Origin of the sequence: Paenibacillus sp. JNUCC32, from assembly GCF_014863545.1 — a bacterium.
GTDB lineage: Bacteria > Bacillota > Bacilli > Paenibacillales > Paenibacillaceae > Paenibacillus_AQ > Paenibacillus_AQ lautus_A.
The window spans coordinates 1,723,590-1,740,964 of sequence record NZ_CP062260.1; the positions used below are offsets into that span (position 1 = coordinate 1,723,590).

The 17,375-nt window shown below is 46.2% G+C and carries 13 protein-coding genes and 1 pseudogene; 13 read left to right on the forward strand and 1 reads right to left on the reverse strand.

Features of this window, described 5'->3' with window-relative positions:
* The first annotated feature begins 15 nt into the window (after nt 1–15).
* The 7 genes and pseudogenes from JNUCC32_RS07955 (at nt 16) to nagA (ending at nt 6,271) form a co-directional block, all read left to right on the forward strand.
* Complete coding sequence (locus JNUCC32_RS07955) at nt 16–372, forward strand: hypothetical protein (RefSeq protein ID WP_192572618.1); 357 nt, start codon at nt 16–18, stop codon at nt 370–372.
* Nucleotides 373–670: 298 nt separating this feature from the next.
* Entirely contained in the window at nt 671–1,702 is a 1,032-nt protein-coding gene (locus JNUCC32_RS07960; protein ID WP_228468895.1) for an ROK family protein, read from the forward strand.
* Nucleotides 1,703–1,838: 136 nt separating this feature from the next.
* A complete protein-coding gene (locus JNUCC32_RS07965) occupies nt 1,839–2,414 on the forward strand; it encodes a sugar O-acetyltransferase (protein ID WP_192571594.1) in 576 nt (191 codons plus the stop codon).
* Nucleotides 2,415–2,444: 30 nt separating this feature from the next.
* Nucleotides 2,445–3,362, forward strand: coding sequence for a prenyltransferase/squalene oxidase repeat-containing protein (locus JNUCC32_RS07970; protein ID WP_192571595.1), 918 nt, complete (start codon nt 2,445–2,447; stop codon nt 3,360–3,362).
* 229 nt (nt 3,363–3,591) lie between these two features.
* On the forward strand, nt 3,592–4,065 hold the full coding sequence (locus tag JNUCC32_RS07975) for a GlcG/HbpS family heme-binding protein (protein ID WP_096774095.1): 474 nt from the start codon (nt 3,592–3,594) through the stop codon (nt 4,063–4,065).
* A gap of 270 nt (nt 4,066–4,335) precedes the next feature.
* A complete protein-coding gene (locus JNUCC32_RS07980) occupies nt 4,336–5,121 on the forward strand; it encodes a DeoR/GlpR family DNA-binding transcription regulator (protein ID WP_192571596.1) in 786 nt (261 codons plus the stop codon).
* Nucleotides 5,121–6,271: pseudogene (nagA, locus tag JNUCC32_RS07985) on the forward strand (N-acetylglucosamine-6-phosphate deacetylase). Before JNUCC32_RS07980 ends, nagA begins: the two are co-directional and overlap by 1 nt.
* 150 nt (nt 6,272–6,421) lie before the next feature.
* Here the strand turns inward: nagA and JNUCC32_RS07990 are convergent.
* A complete protein-coding gene (locus JNUCC32_RS07990; RefSeq protein WP_192571597.1) occupies nt 6,422–7,384 on the reverse strand; it encodes a metallophosphoesterase family protein in 963 nt (320 codons plus the stop codon).
* 235 nt (nt 7,385–7,619) lie between these two features.
* On the opposite strand from JNUCC32_RS07990, the gene JNUCC32_RS07995 reads away from it, so the two are divergent.
* The 6 genes from JNUCC32_RS07995 (at nt 7,620) to JNUCC32_RS08020 (ending at nt 17,291) form a co-directional block, all read left to right on the forward strand.
* Nucleotides 7,620–8,546 (forward strand): ABC transporter permease, encoded by a 927-nt coding sequence (locus JNUCC32_RS07995; RefSeq protein WP_076321666.1) that lies wholly within the window; start codon nt 7,620–7,622, stop codon nt 8,544–8,546.
* Nucleotides 8,547–8,563: 17 nt separating this feature from the next.
* The gene (locus JNUCC32_RS08000) at nt 8,564–9,466 is read left to right on the forward strand and encodes a carbohydrate ABC transporter permease (protein WP_176502412.1); all 903 of its coding nucleotides are present in this window, start codon (nt 8,564–8,566) and stop codon (nt 9,464–9,466) included.
* A 104-nt stretch (nt 9,467–9,570) separates the two neighbouring features.
* A complete protein-coding gene (locus JNUCC32_RS08005) occupies nt 9,571–11,064 on the forward strand; it encodes an ABC transporter substrate-binding protein (protein ID WP_192571598.1) in 1,494 nt (497 codons plus the stop codon).
* A gap of 164 nt (nt 11,065–11,228) precedes the next feature.
* On the forward strand, nt 11,229–12,974 hold the full coding sequence (locus JNUCC32_RS08010; RefSeq protein WP_192571599.1) for a sensor histidine kinase: 1,746 nt from the start codon (nt 11,229–11,231) through the stop codon (nt 12,972–12,974).
* 22 nt (nt 12,975–12,996) lie between these two features.
* Nucleotides 12,997–14,586 carry a response regulator gene (locus tag JNUCC32_RS08015; RefSeq protein WP_192571600.1) on the forward strand — a complete coding sequence of 530 codons (1,590 nt, stop codon included), beginning with the start codon at nt 12,997–12,999 and terminating at the stop codon, nt 14,584–14,586.
* Nucleotides 14,587–14,795: 209 nt separating this feature from the next.
* Nucleotides 14,796–17,291, forward strand: coding sequence for a GH39 family glycosyl hydrolase (locus JNUCC32_RS08020; protein ID WP_192571601.1), 2,496 nt, complete (start codon nt 14,796–14,798; stop codon nt 17,289–17,291).
* Nucleotides 17,292–17,375 lie beyond the last annotated feature (84 nt).

A 17,375-nucleotide genomic window follows, 5' to 3' on the forward strand; every position in this document is an offset into this window, starting at 1 on the left:
AGGAGAGAAGTCTTGATGACAGCGGCCGAGATGTTTTCGATGATCAGCGCAGGCAGCTTTTTTGAATATGTCTTTGATAAAGAAGTGGATTGGAATGCCGAATTAGATGTGCGGGACACGCATGAATTTGACTCGGCATGGAATTCATGTTACGAGAAATTGCATGAACTTTGTCCCTCTGAAAGTCAGACAACCCGGGATATTCGGGAATATGCATTCAAGCAAACGTTCAGGATCACACGGAATGCTGAACTGGCGGGTTATGTATCCGACGATTGCGGCCTGATTTCCACGGCGCTGGAGAACAACATTCAGATTGAATTTATCAATAACCTATGGGACTCCTATCTCAAAGGGAATTTTCCAACATGATCCTAAAAATGAAAATGCAATGTTCATTAGCCGGGCTAGCAGACACTTGAAAAAGGAAGTGGATGCCCGATTAAGAGGCTGGGCACAACTCTGGCAATCATGGTGTAGAGTCGGTTGCCAGCCTTTTCTTTTTTGAACGAAGGATTGGAAAAAGGATCACGAAGCGTTATCAATTGCCGTCTTTGTTTTACCTGAATTTTATGGATAGAGGGCTGGAATGATTACTGGTAGACAAACGAATAACGATATAATATAGTACTTATTATAAGAGTTATAAAAACTATTTGAGGTTTGAATTATGAACTCCATTACAAACAACACCATGTTGGTTAAACAAATGAATCAGGAGAAAGTTCGACAGGCGCTCATGGCGATGAGAACGGCTACGAAGGCCATGGTTGCGCAAGCTACCAGCTTAAGCATCGCCACTTGTAATCATATTCTTAACGAGTTGCTGGATGCCGGTGAAGTGTTGGAAGTGGCTGTGGATGACTCGAAGGGCGGACGTCCAGCCAAAATGTACCAGTATAACATGCATCATTCATATATTATTGCTGCCATTGTCAAAACCGAAGCGGGATCCCGCTCTCTTACATATGCAATCGCCAATATGGCCGGGGAGATTGTAGACCAAGGGTATGAAGAACATAATCGAATAGATCCCGCCTTAATCGATCGGGTAATCGAGAGGCTTATCTTGCAATATCCGCAAATACGGGCGGTTGGGATCGGCGTCCCCGGTGCAGTCGACCAGGGGGTCATCAATGTCAGTGATATACCGGAACTGATTAACGTTCCTTTGGAAGCGTTCATTCGCGATAAGCATAAGGTTGAGGTCATTCTTGAAAATGACATGAACTTGACCGTATATGGCTTCTACCATAAACAAGGGTATGATGAGAAACAGACGGTTGCCGTCGTAACTTTCATCGATGGCAGCTTACCCGGTGCAGGCATGATGGTGGATGGGCGTATTCATCGAGGTTTTACACGATTTGCTGGCGAAATTGCTTTTTTGCCGTTAGGCATATCCCAAGAGGCTCAATTCCAACAGCTGCACGATCGGAAAACTTTTCATGTACTGGCTGCGCATTCAGTGGCAAGCCTGATCGCCATATTAAATCCAGAAACGATTGCTTTGACTGGGAGCCTGGTGCAGCCGGATGATGTGAACATCATCCGGCAGGAATGTCTGAAGTATATTCCGCAAATGCACATGCCTCAAATGATATTACTGGAACATCCGGATCAGGACTATATGTACGGGTTAATTGCCAGGACCTTGGAAAGCCTTGCTTATTCGCTTGAGCTTGTGGAGAAGGGGAAGTGATATCTATCTAATGACTTCCTTTGTGGGGCGGGTCTTATTGGCAGAGAGCTATGCCGCTTTAGACAGGACGTTATGACACAACTAGTTTGTCGGACAGAGACTTGACTTCAAGATGAGAGAGGATTGGATTATCAGGATGAAAACAGAAAAACAAAAGATGCTGGATGGAGAACTATATATCGCTTTCGATCCTGAACTAATGCGAGACCGGGCATATGCAAGGCGAATGACACGGCTGTTTAACCAGACTACGGAGATGGAAGATCAACAACGAATTCAAATATTGAAAGAATTGCTGGGATCAACTGGCGATCACATAGGAATGGAGCCTAACATTCGTTTCGACTATGGCTACAACATACACGTAGGCGAGAACTTCTTCGCGAATTTTGATTGTACCATCCTGGATGTGTGTGAAGTGCGAATCGGCGATAACTGCATGTTCGGCCCAGGCGTTCATGTGTATACGGCAACGCATCCGGTGGACCCGTTCGAGAGAATTAAAGGGCCGGAATATGGAAAGCCGGTAACCATCGGAAACAACGTATGGGTCGGAGGACGCTCAACCATCAATCCAGGCGTCACGGTAGGCAATAATGTCGTGATTGCTTCCGGGGCAGTGGTTACCAAGGACATACCGGATAACGTGGTCGTCGGGGGCAATCCAGCCAGGGTGATTAAGGAAATCGAAATCCGAATGACGGAAGCGTGAACCGGAAAATGTCAATGAAGGGGATGTAGAATGGAGTCTAATCAGAGAATCCGTTTGGCAATTGAAGAGTCGATCCAATTCCTTGAATCTACTTCGCAATGGGAGACGGGTCACGGCGAGAACAGCCGCCATAAATGGGATGGCGCTTGGTGGCATATGGCCGCTCTATACGAAATGGGAGAGGTGAAGCTGATCCCGGAATCGGTTATCGCCAGGGCTAAACATCTACTCGAAACCCAGGTTTGGCGGACCTTCGTCATTACAGCCGATGACCAGCCAACCAACGATAGTGACCGGTTGAAGATGGATTGCTGCCATTGTGAACTTGCCGTATTCTATATGATTCTGAAAGCATATGGCTGTGATGTGGACACGGAGCTTCCCTGGATTCGCGAATGGCTCTTAAAGCATCAGCTGCCAGACGGCGGATTGAACTGCGAGCCGGAAGCTTATATTCATTCAAGAAAAAGCTCTATCATTTCAACGCTTCCCCCGCTGGAAGCGATCTTATGGCATACAGACCGTGAATTCACCGAACAGGAAGCCGCTTTCTTGGATGAAGGCGCCCGGTATTTGATCGAGCATCGTCTGGTGTGTTCGAAACAGCATGGCGGCGTTCTGGATATGGATTGGCTGAAGCCCTGCTTTCCGCGTTTTTTTGAATATGATATCCTACGCGGGATGTCCTTCTTGGCAGAATGGTCCCGGCGCAGAAACAAAGCGCTGCCGGTCGACCTGCTTGTGGAAGGTGTGGAACGATTGAAGATTTACATTGAAGAGGATGGCTTGCGGATCGGCAGACAGGTCCATGATCCACATGGCCCTTGGGGTGGGCAAACCTTCCCCTTGTTAGAAGCATTAGCCGGGCTGGGTGAGGTCTCGCCTTATTTAACCGGACAATTGGATCGAGTTATCGAACGGTTGGGACCGGCATTTGCCTATGCCTAACTTCAGTATTGCCACACTAGTCGAATAGCATTGCACCAGGAGTACGCAGCCTTCTTTCAAAGCGGGAGGAACTCAACATGGTGCCAAATAAGTCGCGAACATCGCGGCTTTTTTTGTTATTAGCTTGTTCTAATGTCGCCGTATTCCGGAAGTACTGGCATTGGGCAATTCACCTATATAGGCAATGGCAATATAATGTAGTATTTCTTTTAAGCAAAGGAGAGCTACCATGTACAAACTCACTTTAACTGCGGCTAAGAAGTTATTGGAAACTGCTGAACACCAAGCACGACAAATGGGTCTTAATTCTGATGTAGCGATCGTTGATGAAGGGGGGAACCTCATAGCTTTTCATCGGATGGATAACGCGAGAATAGCAGGCATCGATATCGCCATTGGCAAGGCTTGGACCAGCGTAGCGATGCAAATGCCGACGGCGAATTTAGCGCAATCTGCGCTTCCGGGCGGAGCTACATTTGGCATTAATACAACGAATCAGGGTAGAGTCGTCATACTTGGCGGAGGGATTCCGCTCGTTCACGAAGGCAGGGTTGTCGGCGGCATTGGTGTAAGCGGAGGAACTAGCGCACAAGACATCGATGTAGCCAATGCCGCTGTGCAGGCGTTCGAAAATATGAGATATCAAGAAAATCAATATTTAAATGCAAGGATCGGTACAATCCAGCAATCATTTACTTATTAACGGGTTCCATGCATCGACGGTAAGGGCAGGCTGCTTCCGTTCAAGAAGGAGTCTATCATCATCCAAGCTCTGAGTAGTGACTTACATCACGATTACCGGAACGGGAAATGTCGAAGAGCTAACATATGTCTACTAAAAAACCACGATGATCGTGGTTTTTTAGTGTTTGTAATAACACGAATAAACTTATAAATACTTATTGTTTGTTTTTAACTGCTTATATATACTTATGGATATAATGCAAATGCTTAAACAGAGGAGGAATGAGATGTGTTCCAAGAAGAACGACTCGTAAAAATCCTGGATTATTTAAAACAACATAAAACGATGAGTGTTGGCGAGATATGCTCGTTTTTTCAAGTGTCGCGGGATACCGCACGCAGGGATATTGTCAGATTAGTACAAGAAGGAGTGGTTGTTCGAACACACGGAGGGGTAGCCTTGCCTGATCTGCAAAAGGAACTGACTTCATATCAGGAACGACTTATTGATGAGCCCACAGGCAAGAACGTGATCGGCAAGCATGCCGCTAAACTGATTCGGGACCACGAAACGGTATTCTTGGACGTATCTACGACCGTACAATTTGTTGCGGAGCATATTCAAGCGAAACAGATAACAGCGGTTACGCACTCCATAGATAATGTAGGGATACTTTCCAAACGAGAAGATCTGAGCATCTACGTGCTCGGCGGTTATCTGCATACCCAAAATCGATTATTATACGGTCCTTCCGTCATCGATAAAATCAGTGAAATCCGCGCCGACAAAGCGTTCATCGGTGCGACGGCAATCCAGACTGACGGACTCTATTATCCATATAAAGACGATGTCCGGGTGAAGAGGGAGATGGCCCGGCGCTCGGATCAGGTCATACTTGTTGCGGATCATACCAAATTCACGGTGAAATCAAGGTTCAAGCTGGACTTTGATCATGTGGATATTATTGTAACCGATCAATCGATCCCCGCTGACATACAAGAAATATTAGACCAGAAAAATATTACGCTCATAGAATGTCAGACTCATAATCCACAGGACGGAGTTGAGCCATAATGAACAACAAAATCATTCAACATGTCAAAGTCCACCTGCCTCATCAAATACTTCCTTCTGCAACGGTTTGGATTTCGAACGGAAAGTTGAAGAGAATAGAACCAACGCAAGAAATTGAAACAATCGAAGGCGATGCTGAACGGATTGATGGAAACGGAATGTGGCTTATACCGGGGATGATTGATGTTCATATCCATGGGGCCAACGGCTATGACATGATGGATGGAACCGAGGACAGCATTCAAGAAGTGTCACGCGCTTGTGCGGCAACCGGCTGCACCTCGTTTCTGGCAACTTCCGTGAGTTCTACGATAGAGGATCTGTTGAACATGATCCGCAGCGTAAAAGCTGTCATCGGACGAGAACAAGGGGCAAGGATCGCCGGCATTCATTTGGAAGGCCCTTATTTGAATCCGAAGCGTAAAGGGATGCAAAACGAGAAATATCTTCGCCACCCGAATCTGGAAGAAATGAAGTTGATTATTCGGGAAGCGGGCTCGCTGATCAAAATGGTAACGATCGCCCCGGAATTGCCTGGAGGCTTGGAGCTTATATCCTTTCTAAAAGAGCAGGGTGTCGTGATTGCCGTAGCTCATTCCGATGCTACTTACGAGGAAGCAAAGCTGGCTTTTACAGCCGGAGCGAGTCATGTAACCCATTGCTTTAACGGCATGAGACCGATTCACCATCGAGATCCCGGACTGATTGTAGCCGCGTTCGAAGAACCGCATGTAAGCCTGCAAGCGATTGTCGATCAAGTCCATCTTCATCGGCCATTGTCAGATTAATGCATCGTCTCAAAGGGCCGGAAGGCATGGTGCTTATTACGGATGCGCTTCAGGCGATGGGATTAGGTGATGGAAATTATATGTTTGGTGGTCATCACGTCACCGTTTCCGAGGGGATTGCCAGGCTTGCGGATGGCACTTTGGCATCGAGTACCGTGACTATGAATGAAGCGTTGCGGCTGACCGAAGCCAACGGCATTTCGATGGAGGATGCCGTGCGCATGGCTTCAACAACGCCTGCCCATATTCTAGGTTTATCTCGCAAAGGAAAAATCGAGGTTGGATACGATGCGGATCTCGTTCTGATGGATGAAAGGTATCAAGTGCAGTGGACGATGATTGAGGGTAACATGTACCAATGAAGGACACGTAACTTCTTATTCATTCACGCATTATCATACGACAGACAGGGAGCGCCCCAGGTCAATGGACCTTTTGGGGCACTCCCTTTTTTTGCATCCAAAACTTTAACAGCCTTTTAGTGCGATATAAATAGATACAGACAATTCAGTCTAAGTCGATTCGATCTTAAGAGCGCGCCCTTCGGGTATATGCGCAGGCTGATCATGAACGATGCTTCCATCTTCTAGATGAAGCCATGTTTCAAAGCTCCGCTGGCCTTCCGTTAATTGGATCACCCTTGCTCCAGGTTGAAATGGTCGATCCAGATAAGCATTGCGGGACGTACGACCATAACAAAGACGGATTCCATGCAGCGTTCCCCAGAAATCGTTCCCATGGTCATGGCCTACAAAAGTTCCCGCGATATCGCCCATTTCCAGCATGGCCGCAAAAAATCCGGTATTGATGAGCGGTGCGCAGCAATAGGCGTCTAACTTCTGTCCGTAACAGACCGAGAAATCCCAGATATCATTGTATTCCGGCAGAGGAATATGAAAGAAGCCGAGTGAAGGGAGGGGCTCACCTCCGTTTCTAGCGGTCAGACGATGAGACGCTTCCGTATACCATGCGATCTGACTTCGGCGAATCCAGTCATAGAATCCAACCCGCAGATGCTCAAGCGGTGAGTAGCTCCCCGAATCCAGAAAAAACAAGGCGGCTGCCGGCTGGTGAAGCCCGTCCAGAATTTCAAGCACATAATTGCCTACCCCGTGGACATTCGGCGGATCAGGCTGTGCATAACAGTACCGATGTGATAGCTGGAGATAGTGCAGCTGCTCACGAGTCATTTCAGCAGCTTCGGAATCATGATTGCCGAATACGGCGGCCCATGGAATGTGCATTTCTTCGGGGACCGATACCGCATCTTTAAAAGCTTGAATGGGATTCGGACTTTTATTGCTTGCAATGACATCCCCGGTATAAATCACCAAATCCGGCTGTTCCTTCTCCAGAATTCTCTTCATCATGGCCTTCATCTGCATTTCTTCCTCATCCGGTTCACAAAATTCCGTGTCGGTGAACTGTACGATCTTAAACGTGCCATTCGACTTAAAATGCAATGATTTTCTCATTTGCGCCAACACCCCTTATTCATACCATCTGTACGGATCTTCATATGAGCCATGACAGCGATTACGCCCCTAGCATAATGAGTCTGGTTGAAGCTGTCAATTGCCATTTGAAGCCGGGGGAGAAGAAGTCACCATTGTGGTATCAGAAAGTCATATGGATAGTGGTTGACCGGAAACATCGGTTATAGAATGAGGATGCAAAGGTTTACATGACGTGATAAGAAGGGGCTGGAACATGAGGGGTTCGTCTCATTTACGGAAGAGGCTAAAGAAGTATAAGTGGCTGCTGCTAATGACATTGCCGGGGATCGTCTACTTGTTCATCAACAACTATGTCCCCATGTACGGCGTGATTCTAGCATTCAAAAACTATAATTATGTCGATGGTATATGGGGAAGTGCGTGGGCAGGGTTCGATAACTTCAAGTTCTTGTTCAACTCACAGGATGCGTACATCATTACTCGGAATACCTTCCTTTACAATTTCGTTTTTATTGTGCTCAACCTGGTGTTAGCCGTTCTGGTAGCGCTGCTGATTAATGAAATTAAGGATAAAGCGATCAGCCGGTTCTATCAAAGCACATTCCTGCTGCCGCATATCATTTCGATGGTCGTGGTCGCCTATCTGGTCTACAGCTTTTTGAACGTGGATAGCGGTCTTGTGAACAGATTATTGATCAATTGGTTTGGTTCTGAGGCGGTATCTTGGTACGGGGAACCGAAGTATTGGCCTTACATCCTGGTCATCGTCAATGCATGGAAGAACGTTGGTTATCTATCCATCATCTATTTCGCTTCCATTATCGGAATAGACAAAGAATATTATGAAGCCGCCACAATTGACGGTGCAACCAAGTGGAAGCAGATGACCCGGATCACCATCCCGCTTATTTTGCCAGTCATCACCACCATGACCCTGCTCGCCGTCAGCGGCATTCTGCGGTCGGATTTCGGATTGTTCTATCAGGTACCTATGAATACAGGCGCTTTGATCCCGACCACGAACACCATCGATACCTTTGTCTATCGTGCCATGATTCAATCTGGAGATATCGGCATGTCGACAGCGGCTGGATTCTATCAATCCGTCGTTTGTTTGGTGCTCATCCTGGTAGCGAATACGGCAGTAAGGCGCATTAATAAACGCGACGCTTTATTTTAACAGAGAGGGAGGCAGAGATGGTGAAAGTGTTGAGTACGAAAAAATGGATCGGCGCATCATCGATTCACCTGTTCTTTTGGGCATTTACAGTTGCTTCGTTAATTCCGTTCATCCTGGTCTTTATGGTGTCGATCTCCAGTGAAGATTCCATCCTGCAGAACGGGTACTCATTGTTTCCCAGTCAAATCAGCTTTGCGGCCTATCAATTTTTATTCAATGATTTTTCGGAAATAGCGAAAGCTTACGGCGTTACGATTTTGACCACGCTGGTTGGAACCGTCGTAAGCCTTTTGATAACAGCGCTTTTTGCTTATCCGTTATCCAGACCCGAGCTGCCGTTTCGCCGTACCATTTCCTTTTATATTTTTTTCACTATGCTGTTTGGCGGCGGTATGGTACCTTGGTATATCACGTATGTGAATATGTTTGACCTGAAAAATACGATATTCGCCATGATCATTCCCAACCTGCTGTTAAGTGCCTTCAATGTCCTGCTCATGCGAAGCTTTTTCGCCTCGACCATCCCGGAATCCGTGGTTGAATCCGCGACGATTGACGGTGCAAGCGAACTGAAGATTTTCTTTAAAATCGTCGTTCCGCTTTCTTTGCCGATTATGGCCACGATTGGACTGTTTAACACGTTGTCCTATTGGAATGACTGGTACAACTGCATGCTGTTTATCGATAAACCCGAGCTGTATAACATCCAATATCTGATGACAAAGACGCTCACGAACATTCAGTATCTTCTAATGAAGTCTAACAGTTCGGCTCAAGTCGGGGACCTGCTCGCCAAGATGCCAAGGGAAACCGTCCGCATGGCACTTGCCATTGTCGGCATTGCCCCCTTGATGTTCGCCTATCCGTTCTTCCAGAAGTATTACATCAGCGGGATTACAACCGGTGCCGTGAAAGGTTAGCAGTCATTTGATCGTTCAATAGAGGAGGTGGGGCAGGTTAGGCGATTTGCACTCCATTTCATGCCTTAGATTAAAGTTTATTGTTGAGAGGAGAACTTAGGGATATGAAAAAAGCGCATTATCTGGTGCTTATGATCATGCTTTGCGGAATGCTTGCATTAACAGGCTGCAGTAAGGGGGGGACCGAAAATGCTACGGATACAGGGGGGAAACAAGCCCAAACGGAACCCTATAAAATAACGCTCGTATATCCGGCAACCGCTCCCAAAGACTTGCAGCTTGTTCAGGAAGAAATGAGCAAATATCTGACGGAGAAGATCAATGCGACGATTGAGCTCAAGCCTATCGAATGGGCTTCCTGGGATGATAAAACCAATTTAATGAAAATCTCCAATGAGCCTTTTGATTTGATGTTCACAGCCAGCTGGTTCTCATACGCGAAAGATGTCGCCAAAGGGCAGTACTTGGACCTCGACGAATTAATGGCCCAACACGGCAAAGATATTCCGGGCATTCTGGGGGAGGATTTTATTAAAGGCTCCAGAATCGGCGGCAAGCTGTACGCGCTTCCGACCAAGAAAGAATTCGGACAGGGATTCGGATTCCTTCTCGACAAGAAGCTTGTGGATAAATACAAGTTCGATATTAATGGGGTTAAGACCCTGGAAGATATGGAAGCGATGTTCCAAACGATTAAAGACAATGAGCCTGGCGTGATTCCAATTGTTTCAAGCAAGTTTACGAATATTTGGGATGCAGCCAATTATGATGGCATCGTTGCCAATCTTTCGATTCCGCGGGGAAGTTCGGAGTTGAAAGCCGTGGATACCCTGGAGGATCCAAAATTCATCGAATTCTACAAACGGATGCATCAGTGGAATCAGAACGGTTGGTTTGATAAGGATATCCTGACATCAGACGCGGATCAGGGCATGAATATGATTAAGGCGGGCAAAGCCTTTGCGGTTGCCCAATCCTTAAAGCCGGGGAAAGACAAGGAAATGAGCATAACATCGGGTGTAGAAGTTGTGCAGGTAGAGACGGCGGAGCCGTTTACGACGACAGGTGACGCGCAGGGGGCGATGCTCGGAATTTCGCGAACCTCTAAGGATCCTGCAAGAGCCATGATGTTCCTTAATCTGCTGTACAGTGATCCTAAGCTGCTCAATATGCTGTACTGGGGGATCGAAGGCAAACATTATGTGAAGAAATCGGATAACGTGATCGATTATCCTGAAGGCGTGAACGCGGACACGCAAGGCTATCCTAATCCGGGAGGCTGGATGTTCGGGAACCAGTTCAATTCTTATTTATGGGTAAATGAAGATCCGAATAAATGGGAAGAGTTCAAGAAGTTTAATGAACGAGCGGAGCATTCTATCGCGCTTGGCTTTGCCTTTGATCAAGAACCGGTTAAATCGGAGATGGCCTCCATAGCGAATGTCGAGAAAGAGTTCGGGGCTACTTTAAAATCGGGAGCCGTTGATCCGGAGAAAATTATTGCTAAATGGAAAGAAAAACGGAAATCTGCCGGCTTTGACAAGGTTAAAGCTGAGGTTGAAAAGCAGCTGGCCGCATGGGCAGAAACTCAGAAATAACGAAGCTAAGGGAATAGGGGGATTCCGAATCGGGACTATCGTTGTATGTCCTATAAGGGATTCCCTTTTTTCCTGTATGTGACTATACTCAGAGTGTAGATGGCCTGCTATACTGCAGAAGCACATTCTGCCAACCTTTCCATGGAGCCGAGGTAGTGTATGCTATGTTGAATATTAAAGACTCGCTTCGCTTTAAGCTAATCATCGGTTTCGTTACGATCGCGGTTCCTCTTGTTGCCTTGCTTCTCTACAACAACTACTATGCATCCAATACGATCAGGGAGCAGGTGGCGGACTCGAATAAAAATTCGATGATTCTTTATTCGCATCAGATCGAGGCGGCCCTGAACAAGGAAACGAATTTTTTGTACAACATTGCTGTTGAAGATCCTAATATTGCCGCACTCTCACAGCTTCTCAATGATCCTGACGAGTACTTTCTTGCCAAGGCCAGAATTTTGAATACGCTTACGCGTTATCATCGTTTTGACAACAGCGTCGATCTTCAATTTATCTACTCCGTGCAGAAGCAGGATTTATTCAGTACACCGATCAAGACCCAATCTTACGATGAGTTGTTGTCCATCAAAACGACCATTGAACAGCTGGTCAAGGAGGTTGGACCGGACAGCGCCTATTTCCGCGAATGGAAGGCGATTGAGTACAGCCAGCATAAATACGCATTGATCAGACTGGTGGATACGGGAGATGATTTTTACCTCGGGGCGTTTGTGGAACTGGAGAACCTGATGATTCCGCTGGACTTGATTCATCTGGAATATGGCTTTGCCAGCTTTGTGAATGAGCAGGGTGAATTGATTACCAATACGTCGGCTATCGGAACGAACCGCCTGAATACCGCTCTTGCCTCTGAATCCAACGAAGTCTATCAAATCGTAAAGAAGGATGATCAAAAATATATCGTAGTCATGAATCAAATTCAGGGCACGGATGTCATACTCAGCGCTTTTGTACCCGAGTCCCAAATGCTGAAGAATCTGTATCACTTTCGTCGAGGGATTATCATCATATCCATCGTGGCATTCATCATTCTGATTATCTATTTGGTTTATCTCAATGAGATCATCCTGAAGCCCATGAACAATCTTGTCCGCGGGATGCGCAGGATCAAGCACGGGGACTGGGACACGCGGCTTCATGCGTCTAAAGCGAAGGAATTCACCATGATCAACGAAACATTCAACAGCATGGCCTCCGAGATTCATGAGCTGAAGATCAGCGTTTACGAGGAACAGATCAAGGCGCATAAGGCCGAACTTAAGCATTTACAGCTCCAAATCAATCCCCATTTTTTATTGAACTCCATCAATATCGTCTACAATTTGGCTGAAATCAAGAATTATAGCGTGATCCAGCTCATGTGCATGAACCTCGTCAAGTACTTCCGTTTTACAACGAAGACGAATCAAATCGCGGTAACGATTGCTGAAGAAATGGAGCATATGGAGAGTTATATCAAAATCCAGCAGGTCCGTTTTCCAGAGCGAGTCACCTATGAAATCGACATTTCGGAGGGGGCAGACCAAGCGGCAATTCCGCCGCTCTTAATTCAGCCGTTTATTGAAAATGCAATCAAATACGGATTTGATTTCATGGATCATCCTTTTCATATTGCCATACATATCAGCCTTCCTATCCATGATCAATTGGAGATCGTGATTTCCGATAACGGGAGCGGCTTCTCCCGGGAAGTGCTGGAGAAATTACAATCGGGCGGTTTCATGGAGAATCAGACAGGGGAGCATTTAGGAATCACCAATGTACAATACCGTCTTAGGCATATCTTTGGACATATGGCTCGCCTGGAGTTTGACAATGCTCCGAATTCAGGCGCCAGAATAAGAATTGTACTTCCTTTCCGAACGGTAGAGCAGTTTACTTCATATTGATGATCTGTATGGGGGTAGTCGCATGTATAAGGCGCTTATAGTAGATGATGAGATCTATGCAGTAATGGGAATTAAGAGCGGCGTGAATTGGCAGGAACTGCAGGTATCTGAAGTGTATGAGGCTTATAATATGCGCGATGCATTACAGGTTTTTGAACGCACACCGATTGATATTATGATTTGCGATATCGAAATGCCCAAAGGGACAGGAATCGAGCTGCTCGAGCGGGTGAATGATATTTCTCCCGATACAGAGACCATTTTTCTAACCGCCCACTCCGCATTTGACTTCATGAAGAGAGCAATTCAGCTGGATGGCTTCGATTATTTGTTAAAACCGATCGAATTTGATGTGCTTCAGGCAACCATAGCCAAAGCGCTGCATTCGATTAAACAGGAGCGGGAGCTCCGTCATATGCGAGAGCATTACAAACCGTATTATGAGCTGTGGCAGAAGAAAAAAAGCCTGATCACGGATAAGTTTTGGAATGATGTATTTTCGGGAAGGATCGTCTGCACCCCAGCTAATGTTACGGATGTTCTTGAGGAGCATGAGCTTAGCGGATTGCAAGAGGCTGTATTCATGCCTGTTCTGGTGAGCGTGGAATCGTGGCTTCGCGAGCTCAGCACAAAGGATGAAGAAATTATGGAATATGCTATCCGCAAAGGCGCATCCGAAATGCTGCTGCCCGCCGGCCATGGAGAGGTCATTCAGACCAAGCAGGGGGTGAACGTCGTCCTTATTGCTGGAGAAGAGGGGGCGGAGGGAGAAGCCGCACATGAACTGAACTTGCGCTGTGAAAAATACATTCAGGACTGTTATACCTACTTTGGCTGTAACATTTCCTGTTATATCGGCAATCGGTCCACTTTGTATGAAATTGCCGATACGTACAGGCAGCTGCTGGAGATGGAATACAACAATCTGAATAAATCCAACCAAGTGTACAGGCTGGCTTCACTAGGCACCCAATCCATGAAGACGATGATTCCGCGAATATCCACCTGGACCCTCCTTATGGAGCATGGCCAACTCGAAGAAATGCAGCGAGAGATACATGGACGCATGGAAGAGCTGAGCCGATACCCGCAGCTTTCGGTTAGTGAGCTTGAAGGCTTCCGGCAAGAATTTATGCAAATGGTGCATTATATTCTTCATAAAAATGGACTGTCCGCGTTGGAGTTGTTTCAGGATCAGGCAGGAATTCATCTGTATGCTCAACCGCGAAATATTGAACAATTGAAAGCAACGGTTCTCCAAGTCGTTCAGGTCATTCATGATCAGCTCCATCCAAGCTGCTCCGTGATTCAACGCATACAATCCTATATTAAGGAACATTTGCACGAATCGATCACAAGAGAACAGCTTGCCGGCTTCGTACATCTCAATCCAGCTTATCTGTCCCGTCTATTCAAACGCGAGGTGGGCGAATCGATTACAGATTACATATTGCATGTCCGGATGTCGCAGGCTAAGGATTTGATCTTAACATCGACCATCCCCATATCCGAAGTAGCCAAGACCTTTGGTTATCATAATTTCTCGCATTTTTCCAAAATGTTCAGAAAAGTATATCAAGTTTCTCCGCAGGAGTTTAGACAGCAATCTTAATCTTAACGAGGATTTTCATTCGATAAGCCGTCAAACTAGTACCGGAGGGCCTGTTTTCTAATGTATGTATAAGTCGTAAACGATACATGCTATAATGATAAGCTTCTAAAATCTAAGAATATGTTTGTAATCTATGAGACACTGAATAATCCAATCGCAACTTAAAACAAAGCTATATCGTTTCAGTTCATTAGAAATGAGGGCAAATTATGCGTTACCTTTATGAATTTATCGAGCATCAAGAGGATATGCCCTTTAAACTGTTTGTCAACAGCGTGAAACATGTTCCATTTCACTGGCATAAAGAGGTGGAGATTGTCTATGTTCTCCAAGGTTCTGTTATCATGCATCTTGATCAGAAGGAGTATGTTCTACATCAGGACGACGTCGTAGTGGTGAACAGCATGTCGATCCATAAGTTTGAGCAGAATGACCATGACAATATATTATTAACGCTTCAGTTTGGGCCGGAATGGCTTCAAAATAACGTTTTTATTTCTTGTAATTCAGCGAATGAGCCTGAGCCGGTCGGTTTCCGATTGGACACGATCAAGCAAGAGCTTGCGAAGATGGTATGGGAAATGAACAAGAAGTCCCCAGGCTATCGAAGCTTTACCTTGGGAAGGCTGCAAACGTTATGTGGACATTTATTGCGATATTTTTCGGAAGGAATCAACCCGGAAGCTGAAGAAGGCGGCAAGAGCTATGACTATAAAAGGTTGAATCGGGTTCTAACCTATATCGATCAAAATTACAAAGAGAAGATTACACTGCAGACGATGGCGGAGCAAGAGCACTTAAGTTTGCATTATTTTTCTCACTTCTTCACCGATAAAATCGGTATTCCTTTTCAAAAGTATTTAACGCTGATCCGTTTGGAGAAGGCCCAGTCGGAGCTTTCGGGAAGTGAAAAGAGCATTACCGAAATTGCGATGGATTGCGGTTTTGCGAACGTAAAGCTATTCAATAAGTACTTCAAGGAGAAGTACGGTTGTACACCGAGCTCGTACCGTGAAGCCGCTGCCTCGCTTCAGGATAAGCCTAATCGAAAACCGCTTACCTATGAAGAATCCTCGAGCGGAGACTATTATGAATTAGATACGATCAATGCGATGGGGTCGTTATATCGGTACCTGGAAGTGAAGCCGGATCAAGAACGGGAGAGAGCAATCCCTTTAACAGCGGTTGTTACGGATCATGAGCAAATACAGATTCAGCCGGGAATGTCGTCAGCAGCGTACAAAAAGCACTGGAACGTTATTACAACAGCGGGCAGGGCAGTTGAAGGGCTGCGCGATGACTGGCGTCGGCAGCTGACCGAGCTTAAAGCCCGAATTCCTTTTGAATACATACGCTTCCATGGCATCTTTAATGATGAGATGATGGTATATAACGAACAGGATGACGGGACCCCTGTCTATAACTGGGCCTATGTTGACAAGCTGTATGACTTTCTTATTGGGCTGGGCATCCGGCCGTTCGTGGAGCTTGGTTTCATGCCGACCCTGCTCAGCCGCTCCAGCGAAACGGTATTCTGGTGGAGAGGGAATATTTCCCCTCCGGCCGATCAGGCAAAATGGGAGGCACTGGTTCGTGAGTTCGTCCAGCACTGCTTAAACCGCTATGGGGCTCAGGAAGTAAAACAATGGTATTTTGAAGTCTGGAACGAACCGGATTTATCAGGCGTATGCTGGGCAGGCAGCAAGGAGGAATACTTCTCGTTTTATGAGTCTACCGTTCGAGTGATCAGGTCGGTTCTGCCTGAACTAAAAACAGGGGGCCCGGCTTTAGGTTATGGGTCACTCTGGAACGACACATGGACCGAGGAGTTTATGGAATATTGCAAAAGGCACCAAGTTCCGGTCGATTTCTTTTCCTTTCATATCTATTCGGAATATCCTCAGCTTAAAGCAGAGCAAAACATATTGACGAGAATGATGCCGCCAACCTTTTATAAAGAGAGCATCCATCGACTGCAGGAAAAAATGGAGGTGGCCTCTTTCCGGGATATGGAGCTGCATATTACCGAATGGAACTTTTCGCTCTATGACCGGCACCTGCTGCACGATACCATGTTTATGGCCCCATTTGTGATGTATCATGCGATGAATACACTGGGAGACGTAAAGGCCATGGCATTTTGGTGCTTTACGGATGTGTTTGAGGAAAGTCTTGTTCCATCCTCTCCGTTTTACGGAGGTTTTGGTTTAATGAATCGGGATGGACTTAAGAAGCCGAGTTATTACGCCTTTGAGCTTCTTCAGAAATTGGGTGAAGAGATAACCGTTAAGGGTGAAGGCTATGTGGGCACTCAGAATCAAGATGGGAGCATGCAGCTTCTGCTGTATCATTACGTCCATTTGGATCATATGTTTTCAAGCGGAGACTGGTCGGAAATGTCCAATCTTAACCGTTACGGCGTGTTCGAGGAGAAGGGCAGCAAGGAGTTTCAAGTCAACATTCCTCATCTTTCAGGAACCTATAAGTGCACGACTTATCAGATGGACAGAGATCATGGATCCGTTTTTGACGAGTGGGTCCGTATGGGAGCACCCGAAATCTTGACGGAGGAGGAACTCGCGTATCTTCGCGGAAGAAGCGGCCCTGTCATCCGAATAGAGACAATAGAGGATCAGGGTTGGTATAAAGAGATCGTTCTTCCACCGCATGGTGTCCTTTTGCTCACCTTAGAGAAACAGTTTTAAACACTAAAGGCTTCAAGAACACCACCGCTCTATAAGAGAGGGGTGTTTTTTGCTGTCCGATCCTGGCGGCTTAGATTTGTTGGC

Excerpts from the sequence above, each read along its gene's own strand:
- JNUCC32_RS07955 (WP_192572618.1), top strand. The coding sequence starts at position 16 with ATGACAGCGGCCGAGATGTTTTCGATGATCAGCGCAGGCAGCTTTTTT.
- JNUCC32_RS07960 (WP_228468895.1), top strand. The coding sequence starts at position 671 with ATGAACTCCATTACAAACAACACCATGTTGGTTAAACAAATGAATCAG.
- JNUCC32_RS07965 (WP_192571594.1), top strand. The coding sequence starts at position 1,839 with ATGAAAACAGAAAAACAAAAGATGCTGGATGGAGAACTATATATCGCT.
- JNUCC32_RS07970 (WP_192571595.1), top strand. The coding sequence starts at position 2,445 with ATGGAGTCTAATCAGAGAATCCGTTTGGCAATTGAAGAGTCGATCCAA.
- JNUCC32_RS07975 (WP_096774095.1), top strand. The coding sequence starts at position 3,592 with ATGTACAAACTCACTTTAACTGCGGCTAAGAAGTTATTGGAAACTGCT.
- JNUCC32_RS07990 (WP_192571597.1), bottom strand. The coding sequence starts at position 7,384 with ATGAGAAAATCATTGCATTTTAAGTCGAATGGCACGTTTAAGATCGTA.
- JNUCC32_RS07995 (WP_076321666.1), top strand. The coding sequence starts at position 7,620 with ATGAGGGGTTCGTCTCATTTACGGAAGAGGCTAAAGAAGTATAAGTGG.
- JNUCC32_RS08000 (WP_176502412.1), top strand. The coding sequence starts at position 8,564 with ATGGTGAAAGTGTTGAGTACGAAAAAATGGATCGGCGCATCATCGATT.
- JNUCC32_RS08005 (WP_192571598.1), top strand. The coding sequence starts at position 9,571 with ATGAAAAAAGCGCATTATCTGGTGCTTATGATCATGCTTTGCGGAATG.
- JNUCC32_RS08010 (WP_192571599.1), top strand. The coding sequence starts at position 11,229 with ATGTTGAATATTAAAGACTCGCTTCGCTTTAAGCTAATCATCGGTTTC.
- JNUCC32_RS08015 (WP_192571600.1), top strand. The coding sequence starts at position 12,997 with ATGTATAAGGCGCTTATAGTAGATGATGAGATCTATGCAGTAATGGGA.
- JNUCC32_RS08020 (WP_192571601.1), top strand. The coding sequence starts at position 14,796 with ATGCGTTACCTTTATGAATTTATCGAGCATCAAGAGGATATGCCCTTT.